This is a genomic window from Aeromonas sp. FDAARGOS 1417, assembly GCF_019046985.1.
Classification (GTDB): domain Bacteria; phylum Pseudomonadota; class Gammaproteobacteria; order Enterobacterales; family Aeromonadaceae; genus Aeromonas; species Aeromonas veronii.
Map to the genome: position 1 here is coordinate 3,927,835 of NZ_CP077221.1, position 18,372 is coordinate 3,946,206.

The following is an 18,372-nucleotide window of genomic DNA, read 5'->3' on the forward strand; positions in this document are numbered from 1 at the left end:
CTTAGCAATCGGTGGATACGGTGGTGGTGCCATCGCCACCGGTGGCGGGATCGCGCCTGTGGCTGAAATCTTCCTGGCGTTCCAGCGAGGTTTTCAGCTCGTTAAAGGCTTTTTCCAGCTCGCTGTTTTTGGCGGCGGCGCTTTTCAGCTCGTTGACGGTGTTGGCCAGCTCGTTGAACTTCCCTTTGGTCTTTTCTTCGAGGTTGGTCACTTCGGTGGCTACGGCTTCCACGGCTTGATGCACGTCAGCGAATTGCTCGCCGCTGGCCTGATCGCGGCGGGTGAACATGCCTTTGACCTTTTCGAGCAGGGACGGGCCTTTGTCGCCCTCTTCGGTGAACTCGATTTCGGCTTCGATGGCGCTGGAAAAGAGGTTTGCTTGTTTCTGCTTGCGGGCAGCGAGCGGGCTGTTGGCGCCAGCGCCTGCGCAGAATTGCAGGTATTCGGTGCCAAGGCTGGCCGGACTGTCGGTGACGGCGAGGCCGACCAGATAGGCTTCGCCAGTTCCGGCAAAGTCGAGGTCCAGCTCGATAGAGGTGTAGACCTTCTGGCGGGCCTTGGTCAGCTTGATCAGGTCGTCGGTCGGGTCGATTTCGGCAAACAGGGCCATTTTCTTTTCGCCGTCGATTTCGACCTCTTCGGCATAGACGGATCGCACGTCGCCATAGGCGCGGAATGCGCTATCGGGGTAGATGCTGCGGAAGTGTTCGAGGTTGACGCGGGCGCCGTACTTCTCGTGGTTGTAGTTTTTGGCTGCCTGGGTGAGCCATTCCGGCGCGATGGTGCGGCCGTCGGTGGTCTGGCCCGCCACCGCCACCCGCTTGAATTTCGCTTTCTTTGCCATGAGCTGGGATCCCTTTGTGAATTGGGTTTCTGGTCGGGCTCATGGTCTGTCTGGTGCGCTAGATCCTTCAATCGGTTGCGGGTGTGTGGCGCGCCTACACACCCGCGCGACCATCCTTTCGGCATTGACGGGCGGTAGGCTGTCGCCATGACTACAGCACCCTTACTTTTCCCCCATATCGAACCCAGACGGCAGGCTATGCACCTGTTCTTTCAGGGCTACCCGCTCCGCGCCATTGCTGAATTGCTGCAGACGCCGGAGGGGACAGTTTCGACCTGGAAGAAGCGCGACGGCTGGGATGACATCAAACCGATTGACCGGGTCGATTTCGCGCTTGAGGCGCGGTTGTGCCAGCTGATCGCCAAGGAGATGAAGACCGGCGGCGATTTCAAGGAGATTGACTTGCTGGGCCGCCAGTTGGAGCGGGTCGCCCGGGTCAACAGGTATAGCAACGGCGGCAATGAGGCCGATCTCAACCCGAAGGTGGCTAACCGCAACAAGGGGCCGAAGAAGGCGCCGGTTCGTAACAATTTTGATGAGGCCCAATTAGAGAAGCTGGGCGAGTTGTTCCACAGCAATATGTTTGGCTATCAGAAGGTGTGGTATCAGGCAGGCTTGCAGCACACCGAGCGCAACCTGCTCAAGAGTCGCCAGATCGGGGCCACGTTCTACTTTGCGCGGGAGGCACTGATTGATGCGCTGACCACTGGCCGCAATCAGATTTTCTTGTCAGCCAGTAAGGCGCAGGCCCATCAGTTCAAGCAGTACATTTTGGCTTTCGCGCAGGAGGTCGGGGTTGAGCTCAAGGGCGACCCCATCACCCTGGGCAATGGTGCCATTCTCTACTTCCTCGGTACCAACTCCCGCACCGCCCAGAGTTATCACGGCAACCTCTATATCGATGAGTATTTTTGGATCCCCAAGTTTCAGGAGCTCTACAAGGTCTCCAGCGGCATGGCGATGCAAAAGTTTTGGCGGCTGACCTACTTCTCTACGCCTTCAAGCCTGTCGCATGACGCTTACCCGTTCTGGTCTGGCTCGATGTTCAACAAAGGGCGACCGAAGAACGAGCACATTAAGTTCGACGTTGACCATGCGGCTTTACATGGTGGGCGGCTGTGCGGTGATGGCCAGTGGCGGCAGATCGTCACGGTTGAGGACGCGGTACGCGGCGGCTGTGACCTGTTCGACCTTGACCGGCTGCGGCGCCGTTATTCCCCTGATGACTATAACCAGCTGTTGATGTGTCAGTTTGCTGATGACACGGACAGCGTGTTCCCGCTCGCCACGCTGCAACGGTGCATGGTTGACAGCTGGGAGGTGTGGGAGGACTACAAGCCCCACGCGATGCGGCCAATGGGTAACCGGCCGGTGTGGATCGGATATGACCCGGCTAAGGGGGTTGGCGGTGATAGTGCCGGTTGCGCTGTGCTGGCGCCGCCTGCTGTGCCCGGTGGCAAGTTCAGGGTGCTGGAGCGTCACCGCTGGCAGGGGATGGACTTCGACGCCCAGGCAAAATCCATTCGCGCTATCTGCTCCCGCTACAACGTGGCCTATATCGGTATCGACACGACGGGGATCGGGGAGGGGGTTTATCAGCTGGTTAAGCAGTTTTATCCGGCTGTGACTGCCATTCAGTACAACCCGAGCGTGAAGATGCGGATGGTGATGAAGGCGCAGGATGTGATGAACAAAGCGCGGCTGGAGTTTGACAGCGGGATGACTGACCTGGCGCAGGCGTTTATGAGCATTCGCCGCGGGGTGACCGCCGGCGGCAAGATGCCGACGTTTGAGGCGAGCCGTTCCGAGGAGACCAGCCACGCCGATATTGCATGGGCGACCATGCATGCCCTGTTACATGAGCCGCTGGCAGGCGCCAACGGTACCAATACCAGCATGATGGAGATTTTTTCATGACAAAGCGCCGCAATCCGCGCAAGACCCCGCCGGTGACGGCGACCCAAGCGCCCGCCGCTGATGCGATCGAGGCGTTTTCCTTTGGCGAGCCGGTGCCGGTGCTGAGTCAGCGGGAGGTGTTCGATTACCTGGAGGCGATGCACAACGGCCGCTGGTATGAGCCGCCGCTGAGTTTGCAGGGGCTGGCGCGGGTCTATCGTGCCGGGGTGCATCATGCCTCGGCCATTCAGGTGAAGCGCAACATTCTGCGCTCTTGCTTTGTGCCCCATCCCAAACTAAGCCTGACGGCGTTCACCGGGCTGGTGAATGACTATCTGATCTTCGGCAATTGCTACCCCCACGCGGTGCAGAACCGGCTGGGCGGGGTGTTGCGCTATGACCATCTGCGGGCCAAGTACGTGAGGCGCGGGCTGGATCTCGATGCCTATTGGTGGATTGCGCAGCCTGGGAAGGAGCAGCAGATGCCGATCGGGTCGGTGGGCCATGTGATGGAGAGCGATATCAATCAGGAGATTTATGGCATCCCCGATTATGTGGGCGGCCTGAATTCGACGCTGCTGAACGAGTCGGCCACGCTTTTCCGCCGCAAGTATTACGAGAACGGCAGCCATGCCGGCTTCATCATGCACATCACCGACGCGGTCCAGAACGAGGACGACATCAAGAAGTTGAAAGAGGCGCTGCGCCAGAGCAAGGGCCCCGGCAACTTTCGTAACCTGCTGCTCTACACGCCGGGCGGTAGCAAGGATGGAGTGAAGCTGATCCCGGTGGCCGAGGTGGCGGCCAAGGATGATTTTCTTTCCATCAAGAATGTGAGCCGCGACGACCAGCTGGCGACCCATCGGGTACCGCCCCAGCTAATGGGGGTGATGCCGAACAACACCGGCGGTTTCGGCGATGTGACCAAGGCCGCCCAGGTGTTCGATGTGAACGAGGTGGACAGCCTCAAGGCCAGCCTGCTGCAGATCAACGACTGGGCAGGGGAGGAGGTGATCCGGTTCAACCCGTACAAGCTGGCGGTCGGTACCGATACGGCAGACCATAGCGACCGACTGATCTGACCCCCGCCCCATAGCAAGCAACCCCGCCAGATGGCGGGGTTTTCTTTTGCCCGGCGACCACGCCACCAGAGCGCCTGTGCGGCCCGCTGTTGAGGCGGCGGCGCTGGACGTCCGCTTACCCTCGCAGATCCTCACGCGCTCACCCTGAGCGGCTGGCGCAGCCTGCCGACCCCCGCCAGCACCGCTGGCGCGCAATCGGAACCCCGCCCCGCCTGCGCGCTTTATGTGCCGATTTCCATGCAGGTGAACGACTGGTGGCGGCTATCGGCACCCCGCGCCAGCACTGGCCGCGCGCAGCTTTTCAGATCCTTTTTGCGATCCTTCAAAATCCGTCAGATCCTTTCACTATCCTGCTCGTATAATTGAACAGGGGGCCGAGGCCCCCTTGTTGGTTGAGTTATGCACAGAATCAGTTAGCAACTATGTGCGCAAGCTGTCGAGTTGGCGGGTTCGATACTGACAGGCGGCCCACAATGACAAGAGAGCGGATGATGCTTTCGACGCGCCCATGGTCTTCCGGCTGGCTTTTTTCTGTGATGAGGCTGGCAACGTAGTCGATATCGTCAAAGACTGTTTCTACATCTGGAAAAGGCATTCGATTCTTGCTCCCGTAGTTGTTCGTGTGGCTTATCTGTCCACTGGTTTGGCCAGTAAATTTTACTGATGGTTGGATTGCATATCTCAGCGTTATCCAGCCACATTTTGCAAAAATGTGCGTTTTTACCTGTCAGATCATGCAATTGACAGTGCAGCTAACAATAACAATTTGAGCACGGGCGACCCGACGTTACAGGAGCCGCCCCATGAAACGGAATAGAACTTTGCCTGTGGCCGCTCGGCAGTACCTGCTCGACGCCAAGGCGCAACTTCGCTCTGTGCTGAAAGGTGCAGGCTTGTCATACAAGGATGCTGCCCGGCTGATTAGTGTTAACCCCAGCACCATCAGCCGCTGGCTTGATGACGACACGCCCGGGTTCATCGACCTGGAAGATGCCGTTCTGCTCTGCATGCACATTGGCATCAGTGTGCAACAGATGATCCCTGCTGCTGGATGGGCGGTTGCCAGCCAAGCCGCTCACGATCAGCGCGCTGTGTTCCTGACGATGAGCGATGCCGAGATAGAATGGCTGCTCGCGGTCTGGTCTGGCGCGCTCAAGGTTTATCGCTGAGTTATATTTATTTTCAGGCAAAATAATCCCCTCCAGCATGGCTGGATTTTGTTTTTTAATGTTGTTGCGGCGCATAGTAAATTGCATGCAAAGAAGTTTGCAACATCATTTTATAATTATTTTCTCAGTGCCTGACTTTCGTTTGCCTATAGCTTCAAATCCTTGGCAATCAAAAGTTGTGGTACGACATCATCATCGTTCCATCGACTCGGATCACCTCTGAATCCCGCGCGGATACTGGTGTTAGGATGTTCAGTATATCTTTTTTCATAAAGTTGTTAGGATGTTTGCAATGATTTCAACTCGTTTGAAAATTAACAGCTTAACGCCACCTACAAAAGAGCGTATCAATATCAAGTTAATGCCCCTTTAATATTAAAAAGCCTACTTTCATTTGCCTATATATGCTTTATATATAAAAGGTATATACATTATATATTCGTTGCTTTTCTCTTAATGTCTTACCAATACAATAAAAAAGCCCCTCGACAGGGGCTTCTTGTTTGGTTCTGTTGCGACTATCTGGCGCGGTACTTGGCCAGCGCCTTGGTGAAGGCTTCCAGCTCATGGCCCTTGAATGCACTGCTGTCCAGTTCGGCGGTTGCCAGATGGCCGTTGCGTTCCTTCCACACCGCATAGGCTGCGGCCTTGTCTACCTCTATCAGCGCCTTCTCTGCCGGTGGCAGGTTGCACAGGTTAAAACTCATCGTCTCCCCCTTGGTTGTGCTGACATGGTAATTAATGAAATGTGTCCGGTCACGTTTTCGTGACCGGACACATTGCATGTTTCCTCCTTACAGCGCCAGCGTCTTGTCGCCCATGGTGTGCCAGCATTCGCCCTGGCCCTTGAAGGCGCCGCCGCATCCCTTTGGCAGCGCACAGTCGCAGTGTTGGCAGGTCTGCTTTTGCAGCTCGGCCTCCTGTGCTTGCCACTTCTCCCAGTCGCGGCGAATCAGCGTACTGATGTACTCGTCGGCAGAGTAGGGGTCACCAGCTCCAGCACGTACAGCGCACAGGGTCTTCAACTGCTCGCGCTCACGGATGGAGAGCCGGCACTCTACCCGCTCGATGCCGAGCACCTTGTCGCGCTTGCGCTGGGCCTCTTTGCGGGCCTTGGCATCCTTTGGCGCTTTCATCAGCTGCGCTCCTCATACTTGTTCCGCATCCGCTTGGCGATCATTTCCAGATCTTCGGCCATGTACCACATTGCGTTATTGTCTTTGCGCGATACCACCTTACAGCGCTGGAGGTTGCGTCCGATCAGGATTTTTGCGGCCAGCAGTACCAGCCATGCCTCGAAATGACGGCTAACCCAGTCTTTCATGACTCACCTCCGCAACGTCTGCACACAGTATTCGTTAGGTCAAAAACCCCAGTCCCTTGGCAAACAGAGCATTTCTCTGGTGCATGTATGACCAGTGCCACCTCCTTCATCCCGAACACCACATAGCCCGGTTGCTGGGCGTAGTCTGTGACGAAGGTGATCTGGCGCTTGGCACTGCGGCCGGTGTAGCGTTCGCCGTCCCACTCGTTGAGGGTGACAGTGTCACCCTCTTTAAAGTTGCGGTCTGAGTTGTCGCGGATCTCGAACGGCTTGGTGCCGTCCAGTACCGGCTGGAAGTAGCGCGGCAGGATTTTCAATTCGTGGTGCATGCGGCCTCCTCGCCATCCTTGCCGGCTATCTCAAACTCCCAAAAATTCTCGCTGCCGGTCTCGTTGTGCGCCAAGTTGCCGACGCGGTTGGTGTGAAACATCCCCATCGGCAGGAACGTTCTTGGGAAATGGCCATGCCACTTTCCGTATTCAGTTGGCTTGCCACATGCGAAGCTGGTCGGGCCGCAGGCGCTACAGAGCCTCAATCCTTTTCGTTCTGGTGCATACGACCAGTCATAAAAACGCTCCATTCCATTGACGAATCCCTGGCTGGATAGTGCGGTGTTCTCGCAGCAACCACAGTGCTCACATTGAAACAGGCTCATGCTGCCTCCCCTTCCTCTTTGCCAGCCTTCACACGGTCCAGAAAAAACGACAGCTCCGGCATCATCAGGATGCGCTTGCCCAGCTTCTTGGCCAGGGTGTACTCGGCGAATGCGCCTTCACTACCGTCCCACCCCGGCAACATCACCAGAGCATCGGCTATCTTCACCATCTCGATGCAGATCGCCATATACTCGTGCTGCTCCAGCCCATCCGGCAGAATGGCCGGATTGAGCGGCACCACCTTGGCGTGGCTAATCTCTCTCATCACCCCATAGAAGGCTGGGCGATTAAAGTCCGGAAAACCTGTCATTGGCCCAGCGATATAGATTTTCATACCCTTCTCCTTACTCAACGCCCAGGCGCACCCGCGCCTTGGCAATCTCTGCGCCGTGGCGCTGGTTGTCGGCTTGCAAGCTCGCGACGCGGGCCTGCTCCTGTTCGGTGGGCTGATAGCGCCCGCGATCCTCTTCGTCATCCACCAAGCGGGTGAGGGTGGCGATCGCCTCATCGGCTTGCTGCAGCGGCAGGCTGGCCAGCCAGTCGGTCACGCTGCCGCCGCTGTGCATCAGCTCGCGGGCCTGCTGTTTCAGATCACTGCTGCTGGCGGCGCGGTTGCGGGCCAGTTCGGCCTCGACCTCTGCGGTCAGCTGGTCGGCCACCGCATCGCCTGCCCCTGGCCAGTTGCGGGTCACAATCAGCCGATCGCCGACCAGTCGCACATATTGGCCGTCGGCGTTGATGATGCAGCCCCGCAACAGCAGGTCTTCGTTACTCACATCAAGACCCATGCGAATCAGCTCCTTAGCCAGAGCGGATCCTTTAACCCCTGATTTGGATCCTTCCGTACAGTTATTGACAGAACTCCGAGGGGCGCGGCTGCCGCCGCTTGAGTGCAACTCGCTGCGCTCGCCAACTGCAGGCTCGCGTTGCTCGCCCAAACCCGACACAGCGGCACCCTTGCGCACTATCTGCCAGCCTTCGGTTCTGGTGACGGCGGTGGTCTGACCCACGTCGGAGATCACCCCCATCAGGCGCAGCACATCCTCGCCGTATTTGTTGGCGCCCTCGTCCAGACGCTTGGAGAGCTTGATCAGGTGGTCTTTGCGCGGGGTCTCGATGCCGCCCATCGCCTCGATAAAGCGGGCCCAGCGTTTGTTATCTGCGGCATAGCGGGCCGCCTCCAGCACGCAATCCCATTCGATCACCTCGTCGCCCAGGCGGCGCAGCTCGCGCCAGACAGACACAGACGGCCCGCCGATCTGCTGAAACTGGCGAATGCGCCAACAGCTTGCCCATGCGGCGACCGCGATGGTGGTGTGGTCAACCGGCGCCTCGGCTTCGTAGTCCATCCCGACCTTATGGCCGTCGATGTTCTTGGCGATATATTTGGCGATATAACCGGTGGCGCTGCCCTTGGTTGGGTCGATCTCCTTCCAGTTCACGCGCGGGTTGATGGCCTTAACCACCGCTGGGTCGTTCACATCCAGCAACCACTTGATGCGCGGCAGCTTGTTGCGGATTTTCATCTTGGCCAGCTGGTCGAGCAGATCGCCGTTCGGCATCTTGAGTTCTGCCCGGGCGGAATCGGTGAAGTGGTAGGCCAGCAGGGTCAGGAAGTCATTCTGATGAACCGGATCGATAAACAGCAGGCAATGCCAGTGCGGGGTTCCGTCGTGGTGCGGCTCCGCCACCCGAAAGCCGAAGGCCATGATCCCCTCGCGGGCCAGTGCGGCACGAAAGCGGGCCCACTGTTTGCACAACAGGCGGTTGGTCTCGGTCGGGGTGCTGCCGTTGAAATCTTCGTTCTGGTATGTCTTGCTCTTGTCTTGCTTGCCCTGGCGCCATGCGTGATAGCCAGACGGCGCGGTCAGGGTCAGGAACAGGCCCAGCTTGCCCTGTTCCTGCGCCAAATCTTCAAAGCCGCGCATCCGCACAAACAGCTCATGGCGGCGGATCTCGGGGTTGGCTACCGACCCCATGATGGCGTCGGCCAGATCAATCTCTTGCCCCAGCTCCTCATTGACGGCGCTCATGCTCGCCATCCACGCCTGTCGTGCTGCCTTGCGCTGGGTGAACTCGCGCACCGCGTGGGCGCTGGCGTAGGGGCTAACCCCCTTGCGCACCTGACCGGTGAAGATAGCGATCAGCTCGCAATAGACTGCCCAGGCGCGGTTAATCTTGCGCAGCCACCACGATTCATCGAGCAGGCGCACCAGCAAGCTGGCGGCGGCACCCTCGAACTTCTCAACAGCTGGCTCCATATCTGCCCGCTCTTCGTCGGTCAGCTGGCGTCTAAGCAGTTTTCTGGCGGCTGTGCGTGGGTCGTTCGGCAGGGTCGGGCAGAAGTGCCATGCCTGCGCCTGCGACCCCAGATCAGCCAGCAGCTCGGCGGCGGTGCGCTCGTTCGCGCCCGTCGTCAGCAACTGCTGGCAGCGGCGGGCCCACTCGGCGGCGACCAGCTCGCGGCGAATGTCGTTGCGCAGGTGATGCACCGGGATCGGGAAGCGGGATTGCGCGGCTGCGCAGGCATCCACCATCCGGCGCAGCCAGACGTTTGCCGTCTTGTGGTTGGCGGGGTAGCGGCGCAGGTAGGTTTTTGCCAGCGGCTTGGCAACGTGCCACTCGACGCGGGCCAGCTGATTGGCGGCCTTGCCCATCTGGATGGCATCAAAGCCGGTGCAGTATTTCGGCGGCAGCTGGATGCCGCACAGGTTGGTGAGGGATTCTTTCACTTGCACACCCCGCACTTGCCGTTTGTGTATTCGTTCGGTTGCAGATAGCGGCCGCACTGGCCGCAGGTGGGAACTTGCTCCAGCGTGGCCAAACGGTCAGACCAGCAGGCGCGCTCGCAAAAAACGAGGCTGGTCAGGCGATCGCCAGACAGGATCACCGGCCGCACATGGCCGAACTCGCCGCAGCAGCTGCAGCGCATCAGCGGGCGGCTTGCTGGTTCAACCTTCACCACGGTTTCGCTGGCGGCGCGGGCCAGCGGCCAGCAGGTTTCGACACAGTAGGGATAAGCGCGGCGACCGTGACGGCCAGCTACAGGTAGGCAAACAGCGGTCTGTTTGCACTTGGTGCAGGGCTCCAGCGTGACCTTGCTTGTACGGTTGATGCGGAATGCAGGGCGCACCTTGACGTCCTGCAGCCGGTTTACCCACTCGTCGGCCATCCATTCCAGTTCCTCAAGGCTCTGCTGGTCCAGATTTGCCAAGTCGTAGGCCTGTTGCGATGAGGCTTGGCTGTGTGCAGGGCGCACGACGCCCAAAGCCGGGGCATGCCCGGCTGTTTTTTGGTGAGTCATTAGATGGCGCCTCCGGTGTGGAGTGAGCGGACTTTACTGGATGCCGCCTTAACCGAACTGCGGGCCAGACGGCACAGGGTTAGGTGGGTTTTTGCCGGAGTGCGCTGGCCGTGGGGGCCATCTTTGCGCAGGTCGAGCAGGTCACGTTGCAGGTCACGCAGCTCGTTACTGGCGTTCAGCATCCGGTTTACCCACACGTCGATCAGCTGTTGATGGCTCATTGGATGGTCTCCTCCGGCATGTCGAACAGGTCGTTCACATTGAATGATTCGCTTGCTCTGACCCGGCGAATTTCCTCAATGAACTTCTCGCCGACTTCGAGTTGCTCGAACGCAAAATTGGCCCCTGCCCGCTCTTCGCGGCAGGCAAACAGCAAAGAGCGGATGGCATAAACATTCGTGATCGGGTTTTGCTCCTTGCGCAGGGCGATCAGCTGGTTCTGAAACTGGCGAAGGGTTTCTCTCTTTACCTGGAAGATGAGTTTCAGGGCGGTGATATCGGCGCCAAATGCCATTTCAGTGGTGCATCCTTCTTGTTCTGGCGTGGTCATTTGATGGCTCATGCTGCATCCTCCGCAATCAAATGGCTCAGGCCGTTCGGCAGGTTCACACGGCCGCCGTTATCCCAGACAAACCAGCTGTATTCGCAGGAGTCAGACCCGCCATTCACAAAGCGCGGGCGCGGTACCAGGATCGGGGTTTTGTTCGGAAAGCCGACCTCTGCCCAGAACGGCACCCGCTTCTTGCTGCCAAGGAAGTTCACCCGCTGCAAATAAATCAGGGTTCCATCAGGCGAGAGCTCAGACAGGCTCTTTCTCAAAAACTCCTCGGTCAGACTGAACGGCGGGTTGGTGATGATGACGTCGAACTTGCGACCAAAATCCCACGCCAAGTAGTCACGGCCATGGCGGATCTCGGCCCACTCTTTCTGTTCGGCAGGGAGCGGCACAGGGTCAAAGATGTTCCCTTCTGCGCGGCACGGTTCCATAAAGTGATCGCCAGCGCGAAAGCTGATGCAGTTCAGCAGAGCAGCAACGGCGCTGGGCGGGGTAGGGTAGAGCTCGCGCTCGATGACATTGCCGGTTGTACTGCTCATGCTGCTACTCCTTCCAGAACCCGGGCGCGACCAGACGGCAGCAGCTCGATGCGGGCGGCGTGACGCTGGCCACGCAGCCAGCTGTTTTTCACGTTGATGTAGCCGTGACGCACCAGATAGGCGACGGCAGCGGCCGGTGATGGGGCGGTGTGTTTGGCGGTGATGGCGATCATTGGGCACCCCCTTGCAGCGCGTGGGCAAAGGGCGGATGGAACAGGCACTCCACGGTGACATCATGGTCAGGCGCGGCCATATCCACGCCGATGACGTGCTGGCCGTCCATAAACGGCAGTTCATAATCATCCAACTGCACGACAACCTCTGGGGGCAGGAATACCAGCCCTCGCTCATCGTCCTGCCATGTAAAGCAGCCTTTGGCATCGGTAAACAGCCACTCGTCAGCGGCGCGCGGGTTGGCGATGGCGAACTCGTTGAACAGCTTGAGGAAAGCGAAATCGCCTGATGGCATGCTGCCAACCAGTACCGGCGGCCGCTGGCCACCCTGCAGGATCTCGAGGCGCTTGGTCAGCTCGGCGTAGATGTCGAGCAGGCTCAACTCGTCGGCCAGTTCTGCCAGCGCCTCAAGGCTCGCCTCGACGGCGGTGCTATGGCAGGCGCCCAGCTGGGGGCGGTGGGTATTAATGAGGCTGTTTGCGACTTTGCGGATCGCCTGTTCTGCTGTACTATTGTTCATGAGTTAACCCTCAGTTTTGTTTGTGAAACCCCGCGGTGTTCCACCACCTTTGCGGGGTTTTTTATTGCCTGCTTTTGGCATCCCTTAACTGCCACGTGTAGCGGCTAAGGGATGGGGCCGATTCCCTTCGGCCCGTTGTCATCAGTCCTTTGCTTTCTTCTGTTTCAGCAGTGGCCATGCGATGGCGATTGCTACCCCTACCAACAGCCCATCCGCCGCCATCGAGAGAATGCGGGAGCTGAAATCGACTCCCACAGACAGCAGCAGGAAGGCGCCTACCAGCAGCCAGCGCGGGTTAGGCATAGTCGGCAATCCGCAGGCCCAGACGGTCGGCGACGGTGGTCAGCTCCTTCTGCTCCGCCTCTTCAATCTCGCCGTCGGCCTCGGCGATGGTCAGCATGGTGACCAGCACGTCTTCCGCTTCCTGGCGGTTGCCCTTCACTTCTTCGATTTCCCGCAGGATCTCGACACGGGCCACGCGGTAACCGGCTTTCAGGCGCTCGGTGAAGCGGTTGACGGTGTCGGTCAGCTCATGGCCGAATCCTTCGAGCGCCTTGTTGGTGCGCAGCAGGGACTCGATGGTCTTGAGCTCGGCGTCTTCACACTCGCCATCCGCGAAGGCAACCAGCAGGCAACCGCCGACGGTGGCTTCCATCAGGTCGCGGTTTTCGAACTTCTTGATCTCGGCCTTTGCGGTAGCTGCTTTCTTGCCAAACAGTTTTTTAAACATGGTGATTCCTCAGTTTTGATTGCCCGAAGGCGTTGGTTATTGGCCGTTTCCGGCCACCTTTCTCAATGCCGCCAAGCGGCTTTCCAATGTGCCGGCCTGAGCGTTCAGCTCTGCCCGGCGCTTATTCTCAAGCTCTGCCTGTTCCAGCTCGCTGCGGGTCGGCCCATCAATGTGGCGGGCGGTGCGGTGCCACTCGCGGCGGTGCAGCACCGAGCCGTCAAACTCCCGCAGGGTGGCGAGCAGGTCGCCCAGTGCGAGCCGGATTGCTTCTTGTTGGTCAAACTCGAACTCTCCCAGCTCCTGCGCTGCTGCCGACGGCGAGATCCCCGCGGCATAACAGATGACGGCGCGGGCCCGAGTCGGCAGGCGTGACCAGCGGCTGGCCGCCCCATTGCGGCCGAAGCGGGCGCGCATTTCTGCCAGTGCTGCCTCTGCGGCGCTTGGCTGTTGAACGAGCGGAATTACCTTTGCTGTTGCGTTCATGGGGTGGCCCTCCGGTTATGCCTGCAGCAGCTGGGTCAGCCAGTGCGGGCGCGGTGTTTTGCCTGAGTGGCGCGGCGCAAAGCGCAGGGTGCCGCGACGGCCTCGATGGTCTTCCAGATAGCTGCCATCAAAGCGGGTGGTGTTGCGCATCACCGGCTCGTCGCAATCGCTCACGACGGTGGCGCGGGTCATCAGCAGGAGCGCGACGGGGATCAGCCCCGGCTGCTCGGCGCGTAGTCTCATTGGGCAGTCTCCTTTGCCTTGCGTTGAAACAGGGGCAGCACCACGGACGGGTTAGGCATGGCGCTGGGTGAAAGGGTCTCGGTGATCTCGAACAACACCTTGAAGGTGTGGCCGCACTCGACATTGCTGCACTGATAGCGGGCCGAGCCGCTCAGTGGCCCCATATCCCGGCTGGTACGGATGTTGGCGCGGGCGTTGCAGTGGGGGCATTTCAGTCTCATGGTGTTCTCCTATGCTCCCAGGCTGGCGCGCGCGATATCGGCGGCACAGGCGAGGGTGGGGACGGAATTGAATTTCTGTTCGATTTCGGTGGCGAGCAGCACCATGTGCTCGATGCCCGCCATTAATCCGGTCATCACGGCATTGCGATGGTGTTTGGTGACGCGGCCTGTGGTGAGCACCTGGGTAGCCTGAGCCGTCACGCCGAGGATGTTGGCGCCAGCGTTGAGCGCCTGCTGGGCGCGGGCCTCTGGCTGGATCACCGCATCGGAAGAAGGCAGGCGAACGGCGGTGAGCTGGCAATCAAACAGCAGGCCATCAAACAGGGTGTCGTCACCGGTGACGCGGTAGATGTCGATAAGGTCTGTCGCGGTCAGCTTGTGCCGCTCTTGCGCCGGATTGAACTTGTTGCGCAGCACATGGCCGCTCATGCCGATCGCGTGTGCAATGGCCTCAAGGTCGTGCGCTGCTTTAAATCGGTCGCAGGCGCTCGCAAATCCGGTGTGTGCGCTAGGCTTATTGGTAGACACTTTAACCCCCTGTGCTCAATCGCTACCGTTAGGTCAAGCAGCTCGCTGCTGCTTTGACTTGGTGGTTGCAGGTTTGGCTATGCGGTGACGGGAGTTTTCATGTGCCATATGCAGATAGTTGGATGGCTCTTTAGCCATCTCACGCCAGCGCACCAGATTGACCCACGGCTTGTCCTTCGTGCTCAACTTGGGCAGTTGGGGGATGCGGCCATCAGCAATCATTGCCTGAGCGGTACGCACCGGCAGGTCAAACTTGAATTCTTCTCGCAACATCGTCAGGAAAGCTTCCAGCGGAATAGCTGGCAGGACGGAGAGCGCCAAGCTCTGTTTGATGGTCTCCAGCTCGCGCAATACAGCAGCAGCCAGCAGGTCGCCGGATTGGTGAGATTCGTCACCTACTGGTGCGTCAGTGCGCCCTATAGGCTGTTTTTTGATGTCTTGTTGCGTCATACTGCGCTCCTATGCGTCCAATTCTTACCTATCAACAGAAAAACACTCTTAATCCCGACGATTGGTGTGTGTTGCTGATTTAAAGTAAGAATATCCAATGACGCAGAGGTGCGCAACTTAAAAGTGTGAACTTGTGATCAGAGGTGTAATTCCATGAAGATTCTTAACGGCACAGCCTTTGACCTGGAAGCGTTCTCCAGCCGAATGAAACAGCTAGTAGGAAGAGAAACCTACAGTTCTTTCGGGCGTAGGGTTGGTGTTAGTGACGCCGTTGTCAGGAAGTATTGCCTCGGTGAGACTATGCCGTCCGTAGCCTTGGTGTCCCAAATTGCTGGCCATGACCCTGCGCTATTCGTCTGGTTATGTATGGGCATCGGTGAGGTACCCGAGCAGCTGGCTACATCCCCCATCAGCAAACTTGCCGCTACTGATGCAGGCGATCAGGGTCACGACAACAGTTCACTGAAAGATTCTCAGGCGTCATACAGCACCAACGCAGAAGAGATCACCCTCGTAGATAGCTACCACGTATTCGCATCAGCTGGGCACGGCGCCGTTATTGCCGATGAGTTGAAGCTCCCTCCCGAGCCGTTCAGAACAGATGAATTGAAAGGGGACGGCCTCAAGCCTGAGCGACTGGCAATCATCCGGGCCAAGGGTGACTCGATGGAGCCGACCATCAGTAACAACGAGAAGATCCTGATCAGCCTTTGTAACGGTGAGTCATTGCGGGATGGCATTTATGTTTTGCGCATCGGTGACAGCCTGCTGGTCAAGCGCCTGCAGTTCGACCCGTTTGGCGGCTTCAAAATTATTTCTGACAACCCTGTTTATGGTGAACAGGTGGTCACAAAAGAACAGCGCCAAGATGTCCATATCGTTGGGCGCGTGGTTCGGGTAGGGAAAAAGTTTTAACCATAAGGAGGTGGAATGAAGAAGACGCTTGCCTTGTTGATGCTGGCTTCTATGCCAGCTTTATCAGCAAATAACATCAGTGAATTCTGTTCTGGTGAGTGGCCTGATGATGATGAAATGTATCAGCACTGCTATCAGGAACAGCGTTCAGCCAAGTCAGACTTCTCTGAGTTAACCGGAGCAATCAAGCAACGATGCGCTGACGAATGGTTGCCTGACTATGTGATGGGACTTCATTGCTACAAAGAACAAACCAAAGCGCAACGAAAAGTCGGCAATGAGCCTGATGACGAAATAACTCGTTACTGCACCAGTGAGTGGCAGGGCGATCATGAGATGCAAGAGCATTGCATTAAAAGCCAACGAGCAGCCAAGCGCAGCATAGAAATTAATTACTCAGGTAGTGCCGTATCTGAATGCAAGAGAGAGTGGGGCATCGACTACGAGATGGTAGAACACTGCCTTAGCGAACAATAACAACATTTACACGGGATGTTTATTATGGGATTCGATTTTAAAAACGCATCTGCAGCTGAACGCAAAGCCGAATGTAAAAGAATCGCTGCCGAGGTTGGCGATGATATGTTTTTCACCAAGAAAGAGCTCAATCATTTACCAGAGATCCTTCTTGATGGTGAACGAGTAATTTCATTTACATCCGGCCTTATGGATGGCAATACGTGGTTGATAACACTGACTGATAAACGAGTCATCTTTTTAGACAAAGGTATTCTATTCGGTCTAAAACAGGCAATTATCGACCTTGATAAAGTAAATGCCGTGTCCGGTGAAACCGGCCTACTTCTTGGAAGCATCAGCATTCAGGATGGCGCTACAACTCGCACGATAAAAAACGTCCAGAAAAAAACGGTCGTCAACTTCACAAATAAAATCCGTGATGCCATAGAGGCAAGAAAAAATCATGGCACCACTCAACCACATACCTCTAAACCATCAGATAACAATGATTTAATTTCTCAGCTTGAACGGCTCGCATCTCTTAAGGATAAAGGGGTGTTAACTCCAGATGAGTTCGAGCAACAAAAAGCCAAATTGCTTAATGCGTAGAGTTGTCGGCATGCACTTGGTGTTTTTATGACAGTCCGCAAACTCGATGACGGCAAGCCGCGCCCCTGGCTTGCCGAAGTCTATCCCCAAGGCCGCGACGGCCCCCGCAAGCGCAAGCGGTTCGCCACCAAGGGCGAGGCGCAGGTGTGGGAGAAGTGGCTACTCGAAGAGAGCAACAGCAACCCCTGGCTGACGGCCAACAAGGTGACCGAAGATAAGCGCCGGTTATCCGACATCATCGAGCAGTGGTACCGCCTGCACGGCCAGACGCTGGTCGCGGGGGATCAGGTCAGGCGCAAGCTCGACCTGATGGCCGGTGCGATGGGTGACCCCTACGCCGTCGATTTCAACAAGAGCCATTTTGCCGCCTACCGCGAGGGGCGGCTCACTGGGGCCATCATCTTTCCCGGGCGATGCAGAGACAGGGCGGCAGGGCCAAAGACGGTCAACGATGAGCAGCGGCTGCTCAATGCGGTGTTCGGCGAGCTGATCCGGTTGGGGGAGTGGGTCAATCCCCACCCGCTGACCGGGCTGCGCAAGGTGAAGACCCAAGAGAATGAAATGTCGTTCCTGACGGCGGCCGAGATCGACCTGCTGCTGGCCAGCTGTGCAAAAAGCCGCGTTCCGGCCCTGACCACTGTGGTCAAGCTCTGTCTGGCCACCGGCGCCCGCTGGTCTGAGGTGCAGGGGTTGACCCGATCCCAGGTGAGCAAATACCGGCTGACCTTCACCCAGACCAAGAGCAAGCGCAATCGCTCGGTCCCTATCTCGCCCGAACTCTATGAACTCATCCCCAAGCGGGGCCTCTATGAGGGCAAGCTGTTCCCCCCATGCTATGACGCATTCGAATACGCCGCCGAAAATTCAGGGGTAAAACTGCCCGAAGGGCAACTTTCTCACGTCCTGCGGCATACGTTTGCGAGCCATTTCATGATGAACGGTGGTAATATCCTTGTCCTACAGCGCATCCTCGGTCACAGCACTATCACGATGACCATGAGATACGCCCACTTTGCCCCCGATCATCTGGATGACGCGGTCAGATTAAACCCTCTGGCCAGCCCTCACTCATAGGCAAAAAATGGCGGCAAAGTGGCGGCAGAATTACGTAAGCATTGCATAACACGGCGCACCGTTGCGCTATAACCCTTTGTTTTAACTATAAGTCGTTGAGTTCATTACTATGCCTAAAAAATTCTATGTGTCGTGGGACAACCTGCAACGTGAAGCTCGCCGTCTGGCCCGTCGTCAGCTGCCTGTCAGCCAGTGGAAAGGTATCATCGCGGTCAGCCGTGGTGGCCTGGTGCCCGCAGCCCTGATGGCCCGTGAACTTGGCATTCGTAATGTGGAAACCCTCTGCATCTCCAGCTATGACCATGACAGCCAGCGCGAGCTGGTGGTCGTGAAGGCTGCCACCACCGCCGGTGACGGCGAAGGCTGGCTGGTGGTGGAAGATCTGGTGGATACCGGCACTACCGCCAAGGCAATCCGCGAGCTCTATCCGAAAGCCAAGTTCATCGCGATCTTTGCTAAGCCGATGGGCGAAGCGCTGCTGGACGATTTCGAAGTGGCGATCCCGCAGGATACCTGGATTGAACAGCCGTGGGATATGGCACTGGAGTTCGCCACACCGATCTGCGACGAAAAGTAACGGGATCGGGATGTGACGC

General features: G+C 57.8%; 30 protein-coding genes. 8 read left to right on the forward strand and 22 right to left on the reverse strand.

What is annotated here, in order from left to right; translation table 11 throughout:
- Window position 1 precedes the first annotated feature (1 nt).
- Entirely contained in the window at window positions 2-844 is an 843-nt protein-coding gene (locus tag I6L47_RS18230; protein WP_216948040.1) for a GPO family capsid scaffolding protein, read from the reverse strand.
- 147 nt (window positions 845-991) lie between these two features.
- On the opposite strand from I6L47_RS18230, the gene I6L47_RS18235 reads away from it, so the two are divergent.
- Both I6L47_RS18235 and I6L47_RS18240 read left to right on the forward strand, forming a co-directional pair.
- Window positions 992-2,761 (forward strand): terminase ATPase subunit family protein, encoded by a 1,770-nt coding sequence (locus I6L47_RS18235; RefSeq protein ID WP_216948041.1) that lies wholly within the window; start codon window positions 992-994, stop codon window positions 2,759-2,761.
- Window positions 2,758-3,822 (forward strand): phage portal protein, encoded by a 1,065-nt coding sequence (locus tag I6L47_RS18240; protein WP_216948042.1) that lies wholly within the window; start codon window positions 2,758-2,760, stop codon window positions 3,820-3,822. Before I6L47_RS18235 ends, I6L47_RS18240 begins: the two co-directional genes overlap by 4 nt.
- A 409-nt stretch (window positions 3,823-4,231) precedes the next feature.
- Here I6L47_RS18240 and I6L47_RS18245 read toward each other — a convergent pair whose 3' ends face one another.
- A complete protein-coding gene (locus tag I6L47_RS18245) occupies window positions 4,232-4,417 on the reverse strand; it encodes a hypothetical protein (RefSeq protein ID WP_216948043.1) in 186 nt (61 codons plus the stop codon).
- A gap of 208 nt (window positions 4,418-4,625) precedes the next feature.
- On the opposite strand from I6L47_RS18245, the gene I6L47_RS18250 reads away from it, so the two are divergent.
- Window positions 4,626-4,991, forward strand: coding sequence for a helix-turn-helix transcriptional regulator (locus I6L47_RS18250; protein WP_216948044.1), 366 nt, complete (start codon window positions 4,626-4,628; stop codon window positions 4,989-4,991).
- A gap of 518 nt (window positions 4,992-5,509) precedes the next feature.
- On the opposite strand, the gene I6L47_RS18255 is transcribed toward I6L47_RS18250, so the two are convergent.
- The 20 genes from I6L47_RS18255 to I6L47_RS18350 all read right to left on the reverse strand — a co-directional run bounded on the left by I6L47_RS18255 (window position 5,510) and on the right by I6L47_RS18350 (window position 14,719).
- Entirely contained in the window at window positions 5,510-5,698 is a 189-nt protein-coding gene (locus I6L47_RS18255) for a DUF3283 family protein (RefSeq protein WP_139746591.1), read from the reverse strand.
- An 87-nt stretch (window positions 5,699-5,785) separates the two neighbouring features.
- Window positions 5,786-6,127: a hypothetical protein gene (locus I6L47_RS18260; protein WP_216948045.1), complete on the reverse strand. Its 342-nt coding sequence runs from the start codon at window positions 6,125-6,127 to the stop codon at window positions 5,786-5,788.
- Complete coding sequence (locus I6L47_RS18265) at window positions 6,127-6,315, reverse strand: hypothetical protein (RefSeq protein ID WP_167565993.1); 189 nt, start codon at window positions 6,313-6,315, stop codon at window positions 6,127-6,129. The genes I6L47_RS18260 and I6L47_RS18265 overlap by 1 nt, the downstream gene beginning before the upstream one ends.
- Window positions 6,312-6,644 carry a DUF3850 domain-containing protein gene (locus tag I6L47_RS18270; RefSeq protein ID WP_216948046.1) on the reverse strand — a complete coding sequence of 111 codons (333 nt, stop codon included), beginning with the start codon at window positions 6,642-6,644 and terminating at the stop codon, window positions 6,312-6,314. Before I6L47_RS18270 ends, I6L47_RS18265 begins: the two co-directional genes overlap by 4 nt.
- The gene (locus I6L47_RS18275; RefSeq protein WP_216948047.1) at window positions 6,629-6,970 is read right to left on the reverse strand and encodes a hypothetical protein; all 342 of its coding nucleotides are present in this window, start codon (window positions 6,968-6,970) and stop codon (window positions 6,629-6,631) included. The genes I6L47_RS18270 and I6L47_RS18275 overlap by 16 nt, the downstream gene beginning before the upstream one ends.
- Window positions 6,967-7,305, reverse strand: coding sequence for a DUF4406 domain-containing protein (locus I6L47_RS18280; protein WP_216948048.1), 339 nt, complete (start codon window positions 7,303-7,305; stop codon window positions 6,967-6,969). Before I6L47_RS18280 ends, I6L47_RS18275 begins: the two co-directional genes overlap by 4 nt.
- A gap of 10 nt (window positions 7,306-7,315) precedes the next feature.
- Window positions 7,316-9,709: a replication endonuclease gene (locus I6L47_RS18285; RefSeq protein WP_254204772.1), complete on the reverse strand. Its 2,394-nt coding sequence runs from the start codon at window positions 9,707-9,709 to the stop codon at window positions 7,316-7,318.
- On the reverse strand, window positions 9,700-10,185 hold the full coding sequence (locus tag I6L47_RS18290) for a hypothetical protein (RefSeq protein WP_240037427.1): 486 nt from the start codon (window positions 10,183-10,185) through the stop codon (window positions 9,700-9,702). The genes I6L47_RS18285 and I6L47_RS18290 overlap by 10 nt, the downstream gene beginning before the upstream one ends.
- Before the next feature lie 89 nt (window positions 10,186-10,274).
- Window positions 10,275-10,496 (reverse strand): hypothetical protein, encoded by a 222-nt coding sequence (locus I6L47_RS18295; RefSeq protein ID WP_167573865.1) that lies wholly within the window; start codon window positions 10,494-10,496, stop codon window positions 10,275-10,277.
- Window positions 10,493-10,837, reverse strand: a complete 345-nt coding sequence (locus I6L47_RS18300) for a hypothetical protein (RefSeq protein ID WP_216948049.1) — start codon at window positions 10,835-10,837, stop codon at window positions 10,493-10,495. Before I6L47_RS18300 ends, I6L47_RS18295 begins: the two co-directional genes overlap by 4 nt.
- Entirely contained in the window at window positions 10,834-11,370 is a 537-nt protein-coding gene (locus I6L47_RS18305; protein ID WP_216948050.1) for a DNA methyltransferase, read from the reverse strand. The genes I6L47_RS18300 and I6L47_RS18305 overlap by 4 nt, the downstream gene beginning before the upstream one ends.
- The gene (locus tag I6L47_RS18310; RefSeq protein ID WP_167573867.1) at window positions 11,367-11,543 is read right to left on the reverse strand and encodes a hypothetical protein; all 177 of its coding nucleotides are present in this window, start codon (window positions 11,541-11,543) and stop codon (window positions 11,367-11,369) included. Before I6L47_RS18310 ends, I6L47_RS18305 begins: the two co-directional genes overlap by 4 nt.
- The gene (locus I6L47_RS18315) at window positions 11,540-12,064 is read right to left on the reverse strand and encodes a hypothetical protein (protein ID WP_216948051.1); all 525 of its coding nucleotides are present in this window, start codon (window positions 12,062-12,064) and stop codon (window positions 11,540-11,542) included. The genes I6L47_RS18310 and I6L47_RS18315 overlap by 4 nt, the downstream gene beginning before the upstream one ends.
- Before the next feature lie 141 nt (window positions 12,065-12,205).
- Complete coding sequence (locus I6L47_RS18320; protein ID WP_139731330.1) at window positions 12,206-12,367, reverse strand: DUF3927 family protein; 162 nt, start codon at window positions 12,365-12,367, stop codon at window positions 12,206-12,208.
- Window positions 12,360-12,794, reverse strand: a complete 435-nt coding sequence (locus I6L47_RS18325) for a tellurite resistance TerB family protein (protein ID WP_164536556.1) — start codon at window positions 12,792-12,794, stop codon at window positions 12,360-12,362. The genes I6L47_RS18320 and I6L47_RS18325 overlap by 8 nt, the downstream gene beginning before the upstream one ends.
- A gap of 36 nt (window positions 12,795-12,830) precedes the next feature.
- Entirely contained in the window at window positions 12,831-13,277 is a 447-nt protein-coding gene (locus I6L47_RS18330; RefSeq protein WP_216948052.1) for a hypothetical protein, read from the reverse strand.
- Between the two features lie 15 nt (window positions 13,278-13,292).
- Window positions 13,293-13,520, reverse strand: a complete 228-nt coding sequence (locus tag I6L47_RS18335; protein ID WP_216948053.1) for a hypothetical protein — start codon at window positions 13,518-13,520, stop codon at window positions 13,293-13,295.
- Window positions 13,517-13,741, reverse strand: coding sequence for an ogr/Delta-like zinc finger family protein (locus I6L47_RS18340; protein ID WP_164536559.1), 225 nt, complete (start codon window positions 13,739-13,741; stop codon window positions 13,517-13,519). Before I6L47_RS18340 ends, I6L47_RS18335 begins: the two co-directional genes overlap by 4 nt.
- A gap of 9 nt (window positions 13,742-13,750) precedes the next feature.
- Window positions 13,751-14,269 carry a phage regulatory CII family protein gene (locus I6L47_RS18345; RefSeq protein WP_164536560.1) on the reverse strand — a complete coding sequence of 173 codons (519 nt, stop codon included), beginning with the start codon at window positions 14,267-14,269 and terminating at the stop codon, window positions 13,751-13,753.
- Window positions 14,270-14,302: 33 nt separating this feature from the next.
- Window positions 14,303-14,719 (reverse strand): hypothetical protein, encoded by a 417-nt coding sequence (locus I6L47_RS18350; RefSeq protein ID WP_216948054.1) that lies wholly within the window; start codon window positions 14,717-14,719, stop codon window positions 14,303-14,305.
- Between the two features lie 153 nt (window positions 14,720-14,872).
- Between I6L47_RS18350 and I6L47_RS22555 the strand changes: the two genes are divergently transcribed.
- From I6L47_RS22555 to gpt, 5 genes are all read left to right on the forward strand, one after another.
- Entirely contained in the window at window positions 14,873-15,634 is a 762-nt protein-coding gene (locus I6L47_RS22555) for a S24 family peptidase (RefSeq protein ID WP_254204773.1), read from the forward strand.
- Window positions 15,635-15,649: 15 nt separating this feature from the next.
- Window positions 15,650-16,111 carry a hypothetical protein gene (locus I6L47_RS18360; protein WP_167565843.1) on the forward strand — a complete coding sequence of 154 codons (462 nt, stop codon included), beginning with the start codon at window positions 15,650-15,652 and terminating at the stop codon, window positions 16,109-16,111.
- A gap of 24 nt (window positions 16,112-16,135) precedes the next feature.
- Window positions 16,136-16,702, forward strand: coding sequence for a PH domain-containing protein (locus tag I6L47_RS18365; protein WP_216948055.1), 567 nt, complete (start codon window positions 16,136-16,138; stop codon window positions 16,700-16,702).
- 27 nt (window positions 16,703-16,729) lie between these two features.
- Window positions 16,730-17,776, forward strand: coding sequence for a tyrosine-type recombinase/integrase (locus I6L47_RS18370; RefSeq protein WP_216948056.1), 1,047 nt, complete (start codon window positions 16,730-16,732; stop codon window positions 17,774-17,776).
- Between the two features lie 109 nt (window positions 17,777-17,885).
- On the forward strand, window positions 17,886-18,353 hold the full coding sequence (gene gpt / locus I6L47_RS18375; RefSeq protein WP_005339007.1) for a xanthine phosphoribosyltransferase: 468 nt from the start codon (window positions 17,886-17,888) through the stop codon (window positions 18,351-18,353).
- Window positions 18,354-18,372 lie beyond the last annotated feature (19 nt).